Source organism: Streptomyces sp. NPDC052064 (genome assembly GCF_055585925.1).
The window spans coordinates 1-16154 of record NZ_JBVJJE010000004.1 but is presented as its reverse complement, the minus strand read 5'-3'; the positions used below and the strand labels follow the sequence as shown (position 1 = coordinate 16154).

General features: G+C 72.1%; 15 protein-coding genes. 7 read left to right on the top strand and 8 right to left on the bottom strand.

The genetic code is table 11. The features are described from left to right. Positions 1–94: 94 nt before the first annotated feature. Entirely contained in the window at positions 95–1732 is a 1638-nt protein-coding gene (locus tag ACZ6TU_RS11325; RefSeq protein ID WP_467669022.1) for an alkaline phosphatase D family protein, read from the bottom strand. Between the two features lie 79 nt (positions 1733–1811). Beyond that, complete coding sequence (locus tag ACZ6TU_RS11320; protein ID WP_467669024.1) at positions 1812–2456, bottom strand: HNH endonuclease family protein; 645 nt, start codon at positions 2454–2456, stop codon at positions 1812–1814. A gap of 398 nt (positions 2457–2854) precedes the next feature. On the opposite strand from ACZ6TU_RS11320, the gene ACZ6TU_RS11315 reads away from it, so the two are divergent. Both ACZ6TU_RS11315 and ACZ6TU_RS11310 read left to right on the top strand, forming a co-directional pair. Continuing rightward, positions 2855–3436 (top strand): TMEM165/GDT1 family protein, encoded by a 582-nt coding sequence (locus ACZ6TU_RS11315; protein WP_467669026.1) that lies wholly within the window; start codon positions 2855–2857, stop codon positions 3434–3436. 184 nt (positions 3437–3620) lie between these two features. Next, positions 3621–4280 (top strand): HAD family hydrolase, encoded by a 660-nt coding sequence (locus ACZ6TU_RS11310; protein ID WP_467669028.1) that lies wholly within the window; start codon positions 3621–3623, stop codon positions 4278–4280. 48 nt (positions 4281–4328) lie between these two features. On the opposite strand, the gene cpt is transcribed toward ACZ6TU_RS11310, so the two are convergent. Together cpt and ACZ6TU_RS11300 are read right to left on the bottom strand one after the other, a co-directional pair. Next, on the bottom strand, positions 4329–4859 hold the full coding sequence (gene cpt, locus ACZ6TU_RS11305; RefSeq protein ID WP_467669030.1) for a chloramphenicol phosphotransferase CPT: 531 nt from the start codon (positions 4857–4859) through the stop codon (positions 4329–4331). Between the two features lie 27 nt (positions 4860–4886). Further along, a complete protein-coding gene (locus ACZ6TU_RS11300) occupies positions 4887–6323 on the bottom strand; it encodes a peptidoglycan-binding domain-containing protein (protein WP_469547875.1) in 1437 nt (478 codons plus the stop codon). 157 nt (positions 6324–6480) lie between these two features. On the opposite strand from ACZ6TU_RS11300, the gene ACZ6TU_RS11295 reads away from it, so the two are divergent. Then, complete coding sequence (locus ACZ6TU_RS11295) at positions 6481–8532, top strand: MDR family MFS transporter (protein ID WP_469547873.1); 2052 nt, start codon at positions 6481–6483, stop codon at positions 8530–8532. 19 nt (positions 8533–8551) lie between these two features. Here the strand turns inward: ACZ6TU_RS11295 and ACZ6TU_RS11290 are convergent, their stop codons facing one another. Further along, the gene (locus ACZ6TU_RS11290; protein WP_467669036.1) at positions 8552–9043 is read right to left on the bottom strand and encodes a GNAT family N-acetyltransferase; all 492 of its coding nucleotides are present in this window, start codon (positions 9041–9043) and stop codon (positions 8552–8554) included. A gap of 168 nt (positions 9044–9211) precedes the next feature. On the opposite strand from ACZ6TU_RS11290, the gene ACZ6TU_RS11285 reads away from it, so the two are divergent. Both ACZ6TU_RS11285 and ACZ6TU_RS11280 read left to right on the top strand, forming a co-directional pair. Beyond that, the gene (locus ACZ6TU_RS11285; protein WP_469547871.1) at positions 9212–9928 is read left to right on the top strand and encodes a hypothetical protein; all 717 of its coding nucleotides are present in this window, start codon (positions 9212–9214) and stop codon (positions 9926–9928) included. A gap of 15 nt (positions 9929–9943) precedes the next feature. After that, positions 9944–10513 (top strand): hypothetical protein, encoded by a 570-nt coding sequence (locus ACZ6TU_RS11280; protein WP_469547870.1) that lies wholly within the window; start codon positions 9944–9946, stop codon positions 10511–10513. Positions 10514–10546: 33 nt separating this feature from the next. Here the strand turns inward: ACZ6TU_RS11280 and ACZ6TU_RS11275 are convergent, their stop codons facing one another. Further along, positions 10547–10954, bottom strand: a complete 408-nt coding sequence (locus ACZ6TU_RS11275; RefSeq protein WP_469547868.1) for a DnaJ family domain-containing protein — start codon at positions 10952–10954, stop codon at positions 10547–10549. 88 nt (positions 10955–11042) lie between these two features. On the opposite strand from ACZ6TU_RS11275, the gene ACZ6TU_RS11270 reads away from it, so the two are divergent. Beyond that, positions 11043–11435: a hypothetical protein gene (locus tag ACZ6TU_RS11270; protein ID WP_467669044.1), complete on the top strand. Its 393-nt coding sequence runs from the start codon at positions 11043–11045 to the stop codon at positions 11433–11435. 36 nt (positions 11436–11471) lie between these two features. Here ACZ6TU_RS11270 and ACZ6TU_RS11265 read toward each other — a convergent pair whose 3' ends face one another. Together ACZ6TU_RS11265 and proP are read right to left on the bottom strand one after the other, a co-directional pair. Next, positions 11472–12143: an O-methyltransferase gene (locus ACZ6TU_RS11265; RefSeq protein ID WP_467669046.1), complete on the bottom strand. Its 672-nt coding sequence runs from the start codon at positions 12141–12143 to the stop codon at positions 11472–11474. Positions 12144–12247: 104 nt separating this feature from the next. Next, entirely contained in the window at positions 12248–13621 is a 1374-nt protein-coding gene (gene proP / locus ACZ6TU_RS11260) for a glycine betaine/L-proline transporter ProP (RefSeq protein ID WP_467669048.1), read from the bottom strand. Between the two features lie 311 nt (positions 13622–13932). On the opposite strand from proP, the gene ACZ6TU_RS11255 reads away from it, so the two are divergent. Next, on the top strand, positions 13933–15996 hold the full coding sequence (locus ACZ6TU_RS11255) for a bifunctional glycosyltransferase 87/phosphatase PAP2 family protein (protein ID WP_469547865.1): 2064 nt from the start codon (positions 13933–13935) through the stop codon (positions 15994–15996). Positions 15997–16154: the final 158 nt, after the last annotated feature.

The window sequence follows — 16154 nt, the reverse complement described above, 5'->3', positions numbered from 1 at the left end:
GAACCGAGGTCCCTGGCCAAGGATTGAGGCCCGCTGTGGGATGCGTCACGAGCATCACGGGTCACAGCGGCAACAAACGGGCGGAACGGTTCTGTTATGGGGCGAGCTCGGAGTCCAGGAGCGTCGTCAGGCTTGGGCCCTTTCCTTCCCGCGCCCGTGCCTGCTCCAGTCGCAGCCGTGCCGAACGGCCGCGCAGGGTCAGAGTCATCAGCTGGTTGCCGAACCAGGGGCCGCCCGTCTTGCGCCAGCCGACCGGCGGCCGGGGGAGGCGTCCGTGCCGGGCCAGGCAGCGGCCGAACGCGCGCGCCACCCCGCTCCAGCCGACGCGGAAGGCCATCCGGATCGACATGGGGACGGAGTTGTGGACGGGCGAGCAGACGAGCTGCACCACCCGGGCGTCGGGCCCCGGGCCGGGCCACGAGGGCTCGGCGATGTAGGCGTGGTGCACGTCACCGGACAGCACGCACACCGTCGCCGGGGCGTCCCGCCCCGAGCCGGCCTCGGCGATCAGCTCCGCCAGCCCGGCGAAGGACTCCGGGAACGCCGACCAGTGCTCCAGGTCGGCGGCCCGCCGCACCTTCTCCCCGACCCGCGCCCAGCGTTCGCCGCGTTCGCCCCGGCACAGCGCCGCGTTCCAGCCCTCGGCGTCGTGCACCAGATGCGGCAGCAGCCACGGCAGCGAGGTGCCGAAGAGGAGGTGGTCGTACGCCCCGGGGCCGTCCAGCACCTGCTCGCGCAGCCAGGCGTCCTCGCCCGGGACGAGCATCGCGCGGCTGCCCTCGTCGAGGACGCGGGCAGCCCGGCTGTCCACCATCAGCAGGCGCACGCGCCCGAAGTCGCGCCGGTAGCTCCAGCGGGCCGTGGCCGGGTCGGCGTCGGCCCGGGCGGCGAAGGTGCGCAGTACGTCGGTGCCGTCGTGGACCTTGCGGACGCCCTCGTACACCGGGTCGGCCGCCAGCTCCTCCAGTGAGAGGTTCCCCAGGTGCTGGTGGACCCAGTACGACATCAGGCCGCTCAGCAGCCGCTCCCGCCACCAGTCGGTGGCCCGCATGTCGGCGAGCCAGGCGGCGGAGGTGTTCCAGTCGTCGATGACGTCGTGATCGTCGAAGATCATGAAACTGGGCACCGTGGACAGCAGCCAGCGGATGCGGGGGTCGAGCCACGACTCGTAGTAGAGGTGCGTGTATTCCTCGTAGTCCGCGACCCCGCTGCCCGGCGGGTCGCTCAGGTCCCGGCGGGCCGACAGCCAGCGCTGGGTGCTGTCGGAGGTCTCGTCGGCGTACACCTGGTCGCCGAGCAGGAGCAGGACGTCGGGCCGCTCGCCCTCCGGGTCGGCCACGAGCCGGGTGGCCAGCGCGTCCAGGGCATCCGGGCCCACGGGGTCGTGCCCGCCGGCCGGAGGGGCGGCCCAGCGGCAGGAGCCGAAGGCGACGCGGAGGCCGCCCTCGTCGCCCGGTGCGTGGATCGCCGAGGGCGGGAAGGGGGAGTCGGGAAGCGGCCACACGGGTGTGTCGTCGAGGAGGACCTCGTACGTCGTGGACGTACCGGCCGTGAGGCCGGTCACCGGGATCAGCGCGTAGTGGTGGCCCGCGACCTGGAAGGTCGGAGCCGTGCCGCCGGCGCCGTCGGCGCAGCGCACCGCGGCCGTGCACGGACGGCTCGTCTCGACCCATACGGTCGCGGACGAGCCGTCGGTGTACCTCAGCAGCGGTCCGAGCCGCAGTCCGGCCATCGTGAACCCCTCTCCGTCGCCCCGTACGGTACGGAACGACGGAGGTCAGCGGGGAGGCCCCGACACAAAATCGCGCGTGTCAGCAGTTCGCGAGGTGGTTCTGGAGCGCGGACTTCTCGGCGGAGTCGACCGAGAGGCCGTAGTAGTACTTCACCTGGACCCAGGCGCGGACGTAGGTGCAGCGGTACGCCGTCCGGGAGGGCATCCAGGTGGCCGGGTCCTGGTCGCCCTTGGCCTGGTTGACGTTGTCGGTGACCGCGATGAGCTGCGGGCGGGTCAGGTCGTTGGCGAAGGACTGGCGGCGGGAGGTCGTCCAGGAGTCGGCGCCGGAGTCCCAGGCCTCGGCCAGCGGGACCAGGTGGTCGATGTCGACGTCGGAGGCGGCGGACCAGGTCGCGCCGTCGTAGGGGGAGTACCAGCTGCCGCTGGTGGCGGCGCAGGAGGAGTCCTGCTGGACGTTCGAGCCGTCACGCTTGAGGACGACCTCGCGGGTGTTGCAGGAGCCGGACTGGGTGATCCAGTGCGGGAAGAGGTCGCGGTTGTAGCCGGTGCGGTCCTCGGTGGCCACCGTGAGCGAGGCGAGGTAGGAGCGGGCGGTGGCCCCGCTGACGGGGGTGGGCAGGGCGGCGGAGGCGGCCGGGCCGTTGAGAAGGCCGGCCGAGGCTATGAGACCGGTGAGGCCCGCGAGTATGCTGAGCCGTCGACGCGCGTAGAACTTCGGCATGCGAACTCCCTTGTGGGGTGGGGGCGTTGGGCTGCGAGCGAGGGAATGCTCGTCGCGTCCTGTTGCGGGGAGGTGTGCGCCCGGTGAGAAGTTAGTGACGCGGTCATGACATGACAAGGTTCGAGGCGGAACTTTTCGCTCCAGGGGTGTCGCGTACCATGGACGGCGCAGAAGGGGAGTAGCTCTTCGCCGGACCGTCGACATACTGCTCAGCTCGTCTGAGCCGGCGCCCGGAGGCAGGTCCTACTGGTCCGTCCAGAGACCCGCCAGCGAGACCTTCGGCAAGCAGTGCACGCCCGTGCCCCACGGCACGGGTGCCGAGTGTGCTGCCGTGCCGAGGTGTCATGCGCGAAGGTCCAGCACTCTCGGTGGGGCAGCCCCGACCGATTGAGGAACCCTTGATCAGCCTGACCGTGACGGCCGTCGTCTTCGGCGTCGTCTTTCTCGCCGAACTGCCGGACAAGACCGCCCTGGCCGGCCTCGTCCTCGGCACCCGCTACCGCGCCTCCTACGTCTTCGCCGGTGTCGCCGCCGCGTTCGCGCTGCATGTCGCGCTCGCCGTCGCGGCCGGCAGCGTGCTGACGCTGCTGCCGCAGCAGCTCGTGCACGCGCTCACGGGTGTGCTCTTCCTGGGCGGGGCCGCGATGCTGCTGCTGAAGAAGGGCGAGGACGACGCGGAGGTCCGCCGGCCGGAGAACCAGTCCTTCTGGAAGGTGTCGGGCGCGGGCTTCATGCTCATCCTGGTCGCCGAGTTCGGGGATCTCACCCAGATCATGACCGCGAACCTGGCCGCCCGCTACGACGACCCGCTCTCCGTCGGCCTGGGTGCGGTGCTCGCGCTGTGGGCGGTGGCCGGGATCGGCATCGTCGGCGGAAAGGCGCTGATGAAGAAGGTGCCGCTGCGGCTGATCACGCAGATCGCGGCGCTGGTGATGCTGGCTCTCGGGGTGTGGAGCCTGTGGGAGGCCGTGACCGGCTGACCCGGCGCGAGCTGAACGGTGGGTGAACGTCCGCGGGAGGCCCTGGCGCGAAACCGGGATTGTTTTGTACCGTGGAGAAACAAAGTGGCCCTCGCCCGTTTTCCCTGACCGGCGGGCGGGGCCGCCTTGTCCCTCCGGGGGCTGTCGCGTGCCCTCGTCCGTGCCCCGCGCCTTGGAGCTGCCGATGACGGCCACCGCCGTGCTCACCGCCCGCGCCCTCCTGCTGGACATGGACGGCACCCTCGTCAACTCCGACGCCTCGGTCGAACGCGTCTGGCGGCGCTGGTCCGAGCGGCACGGGCTCGACGGGGGCGAGGTCATGAAGGTCGTCCACGGACGGCAGGGATACGCGTCGATGGCGCTGCTCCTGCCCGACCGGCCGATGGAGCAGAACTACGCGGACAACGCCCGGATGCTCGCCGAGGAGACGGCCGACACCGAGGGTGTCGTCCCGATCCCCGGGGCGCCGGAGTTCCTCGCCTCGCTGCGGGGGCTGCCGCACGCGCTCGTGACCTCCGCAGACGTTCCGCTCTCGACGGCGCGGATGGCCGCGGCCGGGCTGGAACTGCCCGAGGTGCGGGTGACCGCGGAGTCCGTCGGCGCGAGCAAGCCCGACCCCGAGGGCTTTCTGAAGGGCGCCGCCGAGCTGGGTGTGGCGCCAGCGGACTGTGTCGTGTTCGAGGACTCCGGAGCCGGGATAGAGGCGGGGCGCGCCGCCGGGATGACAGTGGTCGGGGTCGGGTCCCGGGCCGCGTTCCACGCGCCGGACGTGGTGGTGGACGACCTCACGCGGGTGCGCGTGGAGGTCGTGGGAGACGGGACGATCCGTCTGCACGTCGGGTGACGAACGCTACGCCGGGTGACGAACGCTCGGGGGCGTCGTCGGGGTCGGTCAGACGTGGGCGGCGATGGTGCGCGCACACACCAGGGACTCGGTGTGTGTGGTGTCCACCTCCAGGTCGTAGCGCACGCCCTCGTGCACCAGGTGTGCCTGTGACGCGGCCATGCCCCGGACCCGGTCGCCTCGGGCGATCTCACGCCCGGCGGCGACCGCGCTGTCGCACCTGACGCCGACCCACAGCACGTCGAGCCCGTCCAGGGCCTTCTGCCAGCGCTGCCGGGAGTGCGGTCCGCCGAGGAAGACGTCGTCGACGATGATCCTCGCGCCGGCCCTGGCCATCGCGGCGATGCCCTCGGTCCAGGCCGCGTCCAGTGCGCGGAACTCCGCGCCCACGCTCACCCCGCCGTCCGCCGCGAAGCTGATCCCGCCGTCCGAGCCCCGCGTCTTCGCGGGCAGCGCTTCGACGAACGAGTCGACGCCGAAGGCCAGCCACGGGTCCGGCAGCACCTCTTGCAGGCACCGTACGATTCCGGACTTGCCGGAGCTCGAACCGCCGTTGAGGACGATCACCTGAGTGGTCACGGCGTCACAGTAGGGCGGTCGGGCCGGTCACGGCTCCTTGGTTTCCGCCTCCAGCTTCGTCCGCGTCTCCGGGTCGTAGACGCCGAGATCGTCGGTCTGGATGCCGCGTGACCACTGGTAGGTGCGGACGGCCTCCTCGAGCCGGCTGTCGTAATCGCCGTCGGTGTCCTCGTCGTAGAGATGCAACTGGCGCAGCCGGAGCTGGAGTTCGGTGACCTCCGGGCCGCGGTCGCCGAGACGCAGGACGGTGGGACCGCCGTTCTGGCGGGAGTTGTCCGGGGGCGCGTTCCCGGGGCCGGTGGCCGTGGCGGACGTCCGGGGCGCCGACGGGGAGGCCGACTGCGACGGACTCGGCGAGGCGCTCGACGCGGACGGCGACGGGGAGGCCGACGGGCTCCGGGTGGCCGACGGCGGCGGTGCCGCGGGGGCTGACGGCGCGGCCTGGGCGCTCTCCACCGGTGGCGTGGACGCCGCGCTGCTCGACGGGGCGTCCGGCACGCTCGCCCGGAGGTCGTCCGGCAGCGCGGTGTTCCGGGACGGCGCCTCGTAGGAGAACAGCCCGCTCGCGTACCCGGCCGCGGCCACCACGGCGACACAGGCCCCGGCGGCCGCGGAGAGCAGCGCGTTACGCCGCCGGCGCCGGGGCCTCCGCCCGGCCTCGCCCGGTTCCGGCAGGCCCCGGTCCGGTCCCCCCGTGCCGTCGAAAAGCCGCAGGTCGGTGACGCTGGGCTCGGTCGCCGCCGGGGCCAGGGGTGTCGGGAGCGCGGCGGTGGCCGACGAGGTCGGCAGCACGGAGGTGGCCGGCGTTGTCGGCAGCACGGTGGTCGCGTCCGGGTCGACCGGGCGCAGGGGCATGGTCGCCTCGGCGGGGGAGGGCGGTGGCGCGGCACCTTCGGCGCGCGGGGCTTGCCCGGGGGTCGTCACGGGCTGCCGCTGGGCGCCTTCGGCCGCCCGCGGGGGGCCGTCGGCATGCGGGGGCTCCGCAGGGTGGGCCCGGCCCGGTCGCGGGGTGCCGGACGGCCGTGTGGGCCGCTCGGGGCCCGAGGCCGTCGCGCGCGAGGGCGAGGCCGGGCCGTCCGGGCGGGTTTGCCGCGGTGCGCCTTCGGCTGCCCGGGCGGGAGTGTCGGCGGGCGAGTGGGCCGGGGACCGTCCCCGGACGCCTTCGGATGCCCGCCCGGGGGGCTCGGTGTGTAAGGCCTCCGCCTGTGAGGGCGTGGCCGGGCCGCTCGCAGAGGGGCGTCGTGGGGCGCCCTCGTCCTCAGGGGGCTGCGTGGGCATGTCGGGCGTGAGTTCGACGTAGGGGCGGATCCGGAGCGGGTCGAAGTCCTCCGCTGCTGCCGCCTGGGTCGTGCGGGCGGTGCGGAGGGCCTCTGCGGTGCGGTGGGTGCAGGTGCAGGACGGGGTGTTGTCCGGCTGTCTGGGCGTGCCGCACTCCGGGCACGGGTGGTCGTTCGGCTGTTCCACGCGTTCGTCCCTCCCCTCGCGAACTCCAGAGATTATCCAGATCTTCTCCACAGTGCGTTCGACGAGCCCCGGAATGAAAGCTTCCAAAAGGACTCGACGGGCCATACCACGTCACACCGGTCACGATGGAAAATGTCACAGGACCTCGGGAGGTCTCATGGCCGGGCATGCGCGCGCCACGAAAGCGCCGGACCAGGGCGCCGCCGACCAGGAGCAGGTGTCCGGGAACGTACTGGTCTCCATCGGCGCACTGCTCCTCGGGATGCTGCTCGCCGCCCTCGACCAGACCATCGTGTCGACCGCGCTGCCCACCATCGTCAGCGAGCTCGGCGGCATGGATCACCTGTCCTGGGTGGTCACCGCCTACCTGCTGGCCGCGACCGCCGCGACCCCGCTGTGGGGCAAACTCGGCGACCAGTACGGGCGCAAGCGGCTGTTCCAGACGGCGATCGTGATCTTCCTCGTCGGCTCCGCGCTGTGCGGCACGGCGCAGGACATGACCCAGCTCATCGCGTTCCGGGCCGTGCAGGGGCTCGGCGGCGGCGGGCTGATGGTGCTGTCGATGGCCATCGTGGGCGATCTCGTCCCGCCCCGGGAGCGGGGGCGCTACCAGGGGCTGTTCGGGGCCGTGTTCGGAGCGACCAGTGTGCTCGGGCCGCTGCTCGGGGGGCTGTTCACCCAGCATGCGAGCTGGCGCTGGGTGTTCTACGTCAACCTGCCCGTCGGGATCGTGGCGCTCGTCGTGATCGCGGCCGTGCTGCACATCCCGCGCCGGGCGCAGCGGCACGTCATCGACTACCTCGGCACCTTCCTCATCGCGGCCGTCGCCACCTGCCTGGTGCTCGTCGCCTCCCTCGGGGGGACGACCTGGGGATGGGGGTCCGCGCAGATCGTCGGGCTCGCGGTCCTGGGCGTCGGCCTCGCCGTCGTCTTCGTGGCCGTCGAGCGGCGGGCCGCCGAACCCGTCCTGCCGCTGAAGCTCTTCCGCGTCCGCACCTTCACGCTCGCGGCCGTGATCAGTTTCGTCGTCGGCTTCGCCATGTTCGGCGCGATGGTCTACCTGCCGACCTTCCTCCAGGTCGTGCAGGGCATCAGCCCGACCATGTCCGGCGTGCACATGCTGCCCATGGTGCTGGGCCTGCTGCTGGCCTCGACGGCCTCCGGGCAGATCGTCAGCCGGACCGGCCGCTGGAAGGTGTTCCCGATCGCCGGCACCGGCGTCACCACCCTCGGGCTGCTCCTGCTCCACCAGCTCGACGAGCACAGCTCCACCGCCGAGCTGAGCGGTTTCTTCTTCGTCTTCGGACTCGGACTCGGTCTGGTGATGCAGGTCCTCGTGCTCATCGTGCAGAACGCCGTCCCGTACGAGGACCTGGGCGTCGCCACCTCCGGCGCCACCTTCTTCCGCTCCATCGGCGCCTCGTTCGGCGTGGCCGTCTTCGGCACGCTCTTCGCGAACCGGCTCGGCGACCAGCTCACGGACGCCTTCCGGGGAGCCCAGCTGCCGCCCGGCGTCTCCGTGGCCGCGCTGGAGGCCGATCCGCGCGGCATCGCCGCCCTGCCGCCCGGCCTGCGCCCGCCCGCCCTGCACGCCTACGCCGTGTCCATCACGGACGTCTTCCTGTACGCCGCCCCCGTCGCGCTCCTCGGCTTCGTGCTGGCCTGGTTCCTTAAGGAGGACCGGCTGCGCGGCTCCGTCACCGCGCCCGACGTCACGGAGACCCTGGCCAGCAACCCCGTCCAGCGCTCCTCGTACGACGAGGTGTGCCGTGCGCTGTCGGTGCTCGGCACCCGCGCGGGGCGGCGCGAGATCTACCGGAAGATCACCGCCCGGGCGGGCTACGACATGCTGCCCGCGGCGAGCTGGCTGCTGCTGCGGATCAGGCGGTACGGCTCGGTGGAGCCGGCCGTGCTGGCCGAGCGGGTGCCCGTGTCACTGCCCGTGATCATGGCGGCCGTACGCCAGGTCGAGGAGCGCAGGCTCGCCGTGCGCACGGGCCTCGACATGGTGCTGACCGACCAGGGACGCGAGGTCGCCGAGCGGCTGGCACAGGCCCGTGAGGAGTCCCTCGCCGAGCTGCTCGGGGACTGGTGGGGGCCGGACCGGCCGACCGATCTGGTGCAGCTCGTACGGGAGCTGAACGGCGGACTGTGCGGCTCGCGGCGGGAGCGTCCGTCCGAGGCGCGTCCGGTGGAGCGCCTCGTCTGAGGCGCCGTCGGCGGGGCGGTCAGGTGAGGTGCTTGGCGAACCAGTGCTCGGCGTACGTGTCGTCGTTGTACGGCTCGGTCTCCGCGTAGCCGAGCCGGGCGTAGAGGGCGCGGGCCTCGACGAGGTCGCCGCGGGTGTCGAGGACGATCCGTCCGGCGCCGAGCGCGCGGGCGGCGTTCTCGGCGGCCCCGACCAGGAGCGCGGCGCCGCCCTTGCCGCGCATCGACTCGTGCACGAAGACCCGCTTGAGCTCGGCGGTCGTGCCGTCCAGCAGCCGTACGCCCGCGGTGCCTGCGGGCTCACCGCCGTACCGGGCGACCAGCAACTGCCCGCGCGGCGGCGCGAGTTCGGTGCCCGGCTGTGCGGCGATCTCCCGCTCCAGCTCGTCCGGGTCGGTCCGGCGGCCCTCGTGCAGCAGGTACCAGCGGTCGCTGACCTCGGTGTAGTACGACCGCCACAGGGCGGCGGCGACGGGGGAGTCGTACGGTTCCGGGGCCACGGTCCAGGTCATGACCGGCATTCTCGGCGGGTGCCGTACCGGGTCCGCAACCGAATAACCCAGGGGCGTCCGCGCCCCGAGTACGGCCCGGGCGCCGTTTGGGGGCCTGCTTCCGGGCTACCCGGTCGGCGAACCGGCTCGACAGGAGAGCCGGTTGGGCCGAGAACCCGGAAGGCATTCATGTCCACTGGCCTGATCATTGCTCTGATCGTGATCGCGGCGGTCGTCGTCATCATCGCGGCCGCCATGACCCTGCGCGCCCGCGGGCCTCGGCGCGGCCCGAACCTGAAGCGGCGCTTCGGACCCGAGTACGACCTGGCCGTCGCCCGGCACGACGGCGACGCCAAGGCCGCCGAGCGCGAGCTTGCCGAGCGCGTGGAGCGCCACGGCGACCTGCGCGAACGAGCGCTGGAGCCGGCGCAGCGCGAGCAGTACGAGGCGCGCTGGACGGCCGCCCAGGAGCGGTTCGTCGACTCGCCGCGGGAGGCGGTCGCCGAGGCGGACCGACTGCTCGCGGAGCTCGCCGACGCCCGGGGCTTCCCGGACGGCGGGCAGTACGAGGAACAGCTCGCCGCGCTGTCCGTGCACCACGCCCACCACGTGGACGGCTACCGGCGCGTGCACCGCGCGGCGCACCTGCGCGCGGACGACGCCCGGGACGGCGGCACCGGTACGGAAGACATGCGTGAGGCCATGGTGGCGGCCCGCGCCCTGTTCGAGGAGCTGGTGCGGCCGGCCCGCCACGACGGCGGAGGCCACGCCGCCGGCCCGCACCTTGGCGGACGCCATGACGGCGGACGGCACAAGGCCGGGCTGAACGGCGGCCGCAAGGCTCCGGCCGCCCGCGGTGGGCACATGCCGTGGGCGCTCCACCGACGTCAGGCGAAGGAGAGTTGAGATTCGATGTCCAGCATGACCCGACCGCCAGGCGACGACACCCCTGACGCCCGCGGCTCCGCAGGCCCCGACGCCCGAGGTGAGACCGCCCTGGGCACCGGCCACGGCACGACGCCGCACGGCATCGACGGCCCGACGGACCGCGCCACCGGACAGGGGACTCCTGAAACCTCCCGGGCCGCCGAGGCCTCTGGGACCCCCGAGGGATTTGGGACCCCCGGAACCTCCGGGACTTCCGGAACCTCTGGGGCCCTCGGAACCCCCAGGGCCTCCGGGACCCCTGAAACACACGACACGCACCTGCTCCCCCACGACGAGTCCGACAAACTCGTCTCCCAGTTGCACCACGCGGTCGCCGAGTTCGTCGACGCGCCCCGGGCCGCCGTCGAGGAGGCCGACCACGTGCTGGAGGAGATCGCGGCCCGGTTCACCGAGGCCGTGACACAGCGCCGCCGCACCCTGCGCCACTCCTGGCAGTCGGTGGAGGGCGGCGCGGGCAAGCCCGTGTCGAGCGGCGACACCGAGCAGCTCCGTCTGGCGATGAAGGACTACCGGGAGCTGGCGGAACGGCTGCTCCACGTGTGAGCCGGGTGAACCACCCGGTTACCGGTCACCCGGTCACCGATCCGCCCGGCGCTCCCGCCACTGCCGTACGACGTCCTCGACGTCGTACGGCTTCTTACCGAGCGGGGGGCCGGGCGGCGGCTTGAACATCATGTCGCGGATCTTGTCGTTGATCTCGCCGATGATCTTCCTGACGGCCTGCTCCGACGGAGCCGCGTACGCGGCCGACAGCGCGTCCTCCGCCTCCTTGCGCAGCGCCAGCGTCGGCGGCAGGACCGAGACGCCCTCGCGGGCCATCTTCCGCTTGACCCACCACAGTTCGTCGTAGGCGGCGTCCACATCGGCCGGCAGCGGCTTGCCCGCCCCCGGCAGCCGCTCGAACTCGCCGCGTGTCCCCGCGTCACGGATCTGCTTGTCGACCCAGGACTCGAAGTCGACGCCAGGTGGCTTTCGCTCGGTCATGAACCCATTGTGCCGGACACCGCGCAGCCGGGCGTTCTATCATGCGGCGGGCTTGCAGACCCACCAGGACGTCTCAGGAGGAGCGCACGTGCTCGAACTCACCATGGCCGCCGTGTCCGCGGCGGAGGAGGGTGCCACGGCCGGCATGCTCATGGCCGACGCGCCCAGCGAGCCGGGTGCCGTGCTGCGGGTGGGCCGCGACAAGTCGGTGTGCCGGCTCTCCACGCCGGACGACTGGCTGTTCGTCTCCCGCGTCCACCTGGAGTTCCTGTGCGGGCCCGACGGGACCTGGCAGCTGACGTGGCTGCGCGGCTCCCAGCCCGACCCGTCCTCCGAAGTCCGGCTCACGGTGGGGGAGTACGCCCAGCCTCTCGTCTACGGCGGCACCGTCCCGCTGCCCAGGGGCGGCAGCGGCGAGGTCATCGTCCAGGACCGCACCGCCCCGCGCAGCGTCAACGTGGGCTTCTACCACGAGGTGTGACAGCCAGGACCTGATCCGAACGACAGGCCCTGGGGCTCACGCCAGCACCCGTGCCAGCGCGAACCCGTCGTATCCCTTCATGCCGACCGTCTGGATCGCCGTACCGCTCAACCGCGGATGGCTGCCGATCAGTTCGATCGCGGCGCGGATGCCCGTCACGTCCGGGGCCGTGGTCGCCGCGTCGGTCACGCGGCCGCCGCGGACGACGTTGTCGAGGACGATCAGGCTGCCCGTGCTGGTGAGCTTCAGGGCCCACTCCACGTAGTGCGGGTTGTTGGCCTTGTCGGCGTCGATGAAGACCAGGTCGAAGGGGGGCGGGTTCTCGTCGGCCAGCTTGGGCAGCGACTCCAGGGCCGGGCCCACCCGGACCTCGACGAGCTTGTCCAGGCCGGCGCGGGCGATGTTGCGGACGGCGACCTCGGCGTGCTTGGGGTCGTACTCCAGGGAGACCAGCCGCCCGTCGGCGGGCAGGGCGCGGCCCAGCCAGATGGTGCTGTAGCCGCCGAGCGTGCCGATCTCCAGGATGTGGCGGGCGCCCTGGATCTGGGCCAGGAGCTGGAGGAGCTTGCCCTGGTTGCCCGCGACGTTGATGTGCGGAAGCCCGGCGGCGTCGCTGTCCCGCAGGGCGGCCGCCAGGGCTTCGTCGTCCGGGGCGAGGCGGTCGGTGAAGTAGGCGTCGACCTCGTCCCAGACGTGCGACTCGCTCATGCACCTCTACCTTTCGTACGCATAGTTAGCATCCCTAACTACTGGCGTGACGAAGATACGTGGTGCACCGGTGCACTGTCAGGGGGATTTCCCCCCGGCGTGTCTCAGCCGGCCACGGACGGCGCCGAACCCGGCAGCGGGCGCCCGGCCGATTCCGCCATGCGCCACACCGCGAAACCGCCGATGACGGCCGCGGCCATCATGTAGTACGCGGGCATCATCATGTTCCCGGTCGCGCCGATCAGGGCCGTGACCACCAGCGGCGTCGTGCCGCCGAACAGGGACACGGAGACGTTGAAGCCGATGGACAGGGAGCCGTAGCGGACCTTCGTCGGGAACAGCGCCGGGAGCGCCGAGGGCATGGCCGCCGTGAAGCAGACCAGCAGCAGGCCGAGGGCGCCCATGCCGAGCGCGACCGCGAGCAGGCTGCCCTCGCGGATCAGCAGCAGGGCCGGGACGGACAGCAGCAGGAAGCCCGCGCAGCCGGTGGCGATCACCGGGCGGCGGCCGATCCGGTCGGTCAGCGCTCCGGCGAACGGCTGGACGATCATCATCAGGGCCATCACGCCGAGGACGACGAGCAGGCCGTGCGTCTCGTCGTAGTGGAGCTGACCGGTCAGGTAGCTCGGCATGTACGACAGCAGCATGTAGTCGGTGACGTTGAAGACCAGCACCAGGCCGACGCAGAGCAGCAGCGCACGCCACTGGCCGGTGATCATCTCGCGCAGCGGCACCTTGGGGCGGTTGGTCTCGGCCTTCTCGAGCTCGGCCGCGAACGCCGGGGTCTCCTCCAGGCGCAGCCGCAGGTAGAGGCCGATGATGCCCATCGGGCCCGCGATCAGGAACGGGATGCGCCAGCCCCAGGAGGTCAGGTCGTCGGCGGAGAGCAGGGCGGTCATCAGCGTGACCAGGCCGGCACCGGCGATGTAGCCGGCGAGGGTGCCGAACTCCAGCCAGCTGCCGAGGAAGCCGCGCCGCTTGTCGGGGGCGTACTCGGCGATGAACGTGGAGGCGCCCGCGTACTCGCCGCCGGTGGAGAAGCCCTGCACGAGGCGGGCGGCCAGGAGCAGGATCGGCGCGCCGACGCCGAGCGTCGCGTACGACGGGATCAGGCCGATCGCGAAGGTGCCCGCGGCCATCATGATCATGGTGAGCGCGAGGACCTTCTGGCGGCCGACGCGGTCGCCGAGTGGGCCGAAGACCATGCCGCCGAGGGGGCGGACCAGGAAGGCCGCGGCGAAGGCACCGAACGTGGAGAGCAGCTGCGCGGTGGGGTTGCCCGAAGGGAAGAAGACCTTGCCCAGCGTGACAGCGATGTAGCTGTAGACGCCGAAGTCGAACCATTCCATCGCGTTGCCCAGCGCGGCCGCCTTCACGGCGCGCTTGACGAGCGCGGGGTCGGTGACGGTGGTGTCGGGGGCTTTCGCTGCGCGGCTCTTCAGGCCGGACGCGGGGACGACGACTGAGACAGTCGACAAGACTCGCTCGCCTACCTTTCGACGGTGACAGGGACGCGGTCCGCGCGGCGGCGCTGTCGTACGGGCCGAAAAGCGACGATAGGTGGATAAAGGCCGTTTACGGGCAGTGCACATTTCGCTGCAGGGTGCATCTAAATCCTGGCTGTGCAGGCACATCTGCCCGGCCGGGAGTGGTTCCCACGCGATCTTGATGTGATCCTTCTCGCGTTCATGAGAGGCGACCGCACGCGCTCCGCACTATCGTCATCCGGATAAAAGAGACAAAGGGGGACGTACGTCCGGGGTTGTACGGGGCGGGAGGCCGACGGGGCGTGACGGACGCGGAACGCAGCGGGCGACCGACGGAAGCCTTCGGAGCGAAAGCCGTCGGCGGGCACACACGCCTGCGCGTGGCCTGCCTCGGACTGTGGCTGGTCGTCGCGGCCCTCGCCGCGCGGCAGGTGGCCGTCGTCCTCGGCAGCCCACGTGGCGAACGGCTGACGGACCTGGAGACCTGGCTCGGGCCGAACGGCGTGCTGCACGTGACCGGCTCGCTCTACGACTCCACCCGCTTCACCGGCACCCCCTTCGGCGGGCTCGTCCTCAAGCCCCTCACCCGTTCGGCCGAACAGGCCCTCGGCTGGGGCTGGACCTTCGGCACGCTGCTGCTGGTCGTCGCCCTCGGCCTGATCGCCGCGCGCGCCCTGCCCCAGCCCATCGGCCGCCGCACGGCCCTGACGGCCGCCCCCGTCGCCATCGGCCTGCTCATGCTGTCCCTGCCGGTCCGCAACACCCTGTGGCTCGGCCAGACCAGCATCATCCCGGTCCTGCTCGTCCTGCTGGGCTGCTTCGTCGCCCACGGCCGGCGGACCAGCGGCCTGCTCATCGGCGTCGCGGCCGCGCTCCAGCCCACCCTGCTGCTCTTCACGCCCCTGCTGTGGTTCACCGGACGCAGACGCGCCGCGCTCTCCACCGGCGTCACCTTCGCCGCCTGCACCGCGCTCGCCTGGGCGGCGATGCCGCACGACACCTACACCTACTGGGTCCACCACATGGCCGGCGTCGGCCTCGGCGGCCGGGCCGACGACCTCGGCAACCAGTCCCTGCACGGCGCCCTGCTGCGGCTCGGCCTGAGCGGCCCCCTGGAGGTCGCGCTCTTCCTGACGCTCGGCGCGGTCGTCGCCGTCCTGGCCCTGCGCCGCGCCGTGCGCTACTTCGACGACGGCCAGCTCCTCCTCGCCGTCGCGATCACCGGCTGCGCCGCGATCGTCGTCTCGCCCACGGCCTGGCAGCACCAGCTGCTGTGGGTGCTGCTCGCGGTCGTCGGCCGGGTCGGCAGGCGCACCTCGGACCGCTACGTCTGGCCGGTCGCCGTCGTCCTGGTCATGACCCTGCCGGCCAGGATGATGCTGCCGGACATGCCGTCGCTGGACCCGCTGCGCACCAACCTCGTCCTGCTGGCCGCCCTCGCCGTCGCCACGGCCGTGCCCTTCCTCTCCCGCACCTCCCCGCACTACCGGTCGCCGAGACCGACCGAGTACGCCCCCACCGTCCCGGCCCGCTTCGAGCACGTGCCGCTCGTGCCCTTCCTGCGCCGGGTCCTCACCAGACCGAACCTCCTCCTGGAGCTCCTCCTCATCCGGGTCACCTACGCCGCATACTCCCAGGTCCGGCTCGCCGCCACCGGGGGCAGCATCTCGGCCGACCGGGCCGAGGCCGAGGAGAACGGCCGGCAGATCCTCGGCCTGGAACGCGCCCTGCACCTCGACATCGAGCACTGGGCCAACCACGCCGTCGTCGAGGTCGACTGGCTGCGGAACTTCTTCGACTTCTACTACGAGTCGTTCCACTTCGCCGCCCCGCTGATCGTCCTCGCCCTCCTCTACTGGCGCCGCCCCGCCGACTACCGCTGGGCCCGTTCCGCCCTGGGCATCGCCACCCTGCTCGCCCTGGTCGGCTTCTGGCTCTACCCGCTGGCCCCGCCCCGCCTGATGCCGGCGCTCGGCTTCATCGACACCGTCCACGGCGTCCAGGACTTCTCCCGGCCCGACTACGGCACGCTCACCGCCCTGACCAACCAGTACGCGGCGATGCCGTCCCTGCACTTCGGCTGGTCGCTGTGGTGCGGCGTCGTGATCGCCGTGCTGGCGCGCCGCTGGTGGATCAGGGCCCTGGGACTGCTGCACCCGCTGTTCACCGCCTGCTCGATCGTGGCGACCGGCAACCACTGGGTCCTCGACGCGGCCGGGGGAGCGGTGGTGGTGGGCGTGGGCTTCGCGCTGACGTACGCGCTGTCGGGGCCCCGGGCGGCCACCGCCGATCCTCAGCAGGAGTTCCGGGCAGCGGCTGCGAGCACCGGCCGGTCGACGAGTTCCGTGTCACCTACCCGTCGCTGAAGCGACGGGCTTGCACAACGGGCGCCACACCCCCGGTCCCCCGAGTCTCGCGAGTTTCCTCACTCTAACGACCTCGTGCACGGTTGGCCGTGGCTCGTGGGGGGCTGGCGGCTTTCACGTTCCCAGGCCGCGGGAGAGAGTGGCGGTCTGCTGGTGTG

Bases quoted from the DNA above. Each gene is read 5' to 3' on its own strand.
- ACZ6TU_RS11325 (WP_467669022.1), bottom strand. From the start codon at position 1,732: ATGGCCGGACTGCGGCTCGGACCGCTGCTGAGGTACACCGACGGCTCG.
- ACZ6TU_RS11320 (WP_467669024.1), bottom strand. From the start codon at position 2,456: ATGCCGAAGTTCTACGCGCGTCGACGGCTCAGCATACTCGCGGGCCTC.
- ACZ6TU_RS11310 (WP_467669028.1), top strand. From the start codon at position 3,621: ATGACGGCCACCGCCGTGCTCACCGCCCGCGCCCTCCTGCTGGACATG.
- ACZ6TU_RS11295 (WP_469547873.1), top strand. From the start codon at position 6,481: ATGGCCGGGCATGCGCGCGCCACGAAAGCGCCGGACCAGGGCGCCGCC.
- ACZ6TU_RS11290 (WP_467669036.1), bottom strand. From the start codon at position 9,043: ATGACCTGGACCGTGGCCCCGGAACCGTACGACTCCCCCGTCGCCGCC.
- ACZ6TU_RS11285 (WP_469547871.1), top strand. From the start codon at position 9,212: ATGTCCACTGGCCTGATCATTGCTCTGATCGTGATCGCGGCGGTCGTC.
- ACZ6TU_RS11280 (WP_469547870.1), top strand. From the start codon at position 9,944: ATGACCCGACCGCCAGGCGACGACACCCCTGACGCCCGCGGCTCCGCA.
- ACZ6TU_RS11275 (WP_469547868.1), bottom strand. From the start codon at position 10,954: ATGACCGAGCGAAAGCCACCTGGCGTCGACTTCGAGTCCTGGGTCGAC.
- ACZ6TU_RS11265 (WP_467669046.1), bottom strand. From the start codon at position 12,143: ATGAGCGAGTCGCACGTCTGGGACGAGGTCGACGCCTACTTCACCGAC.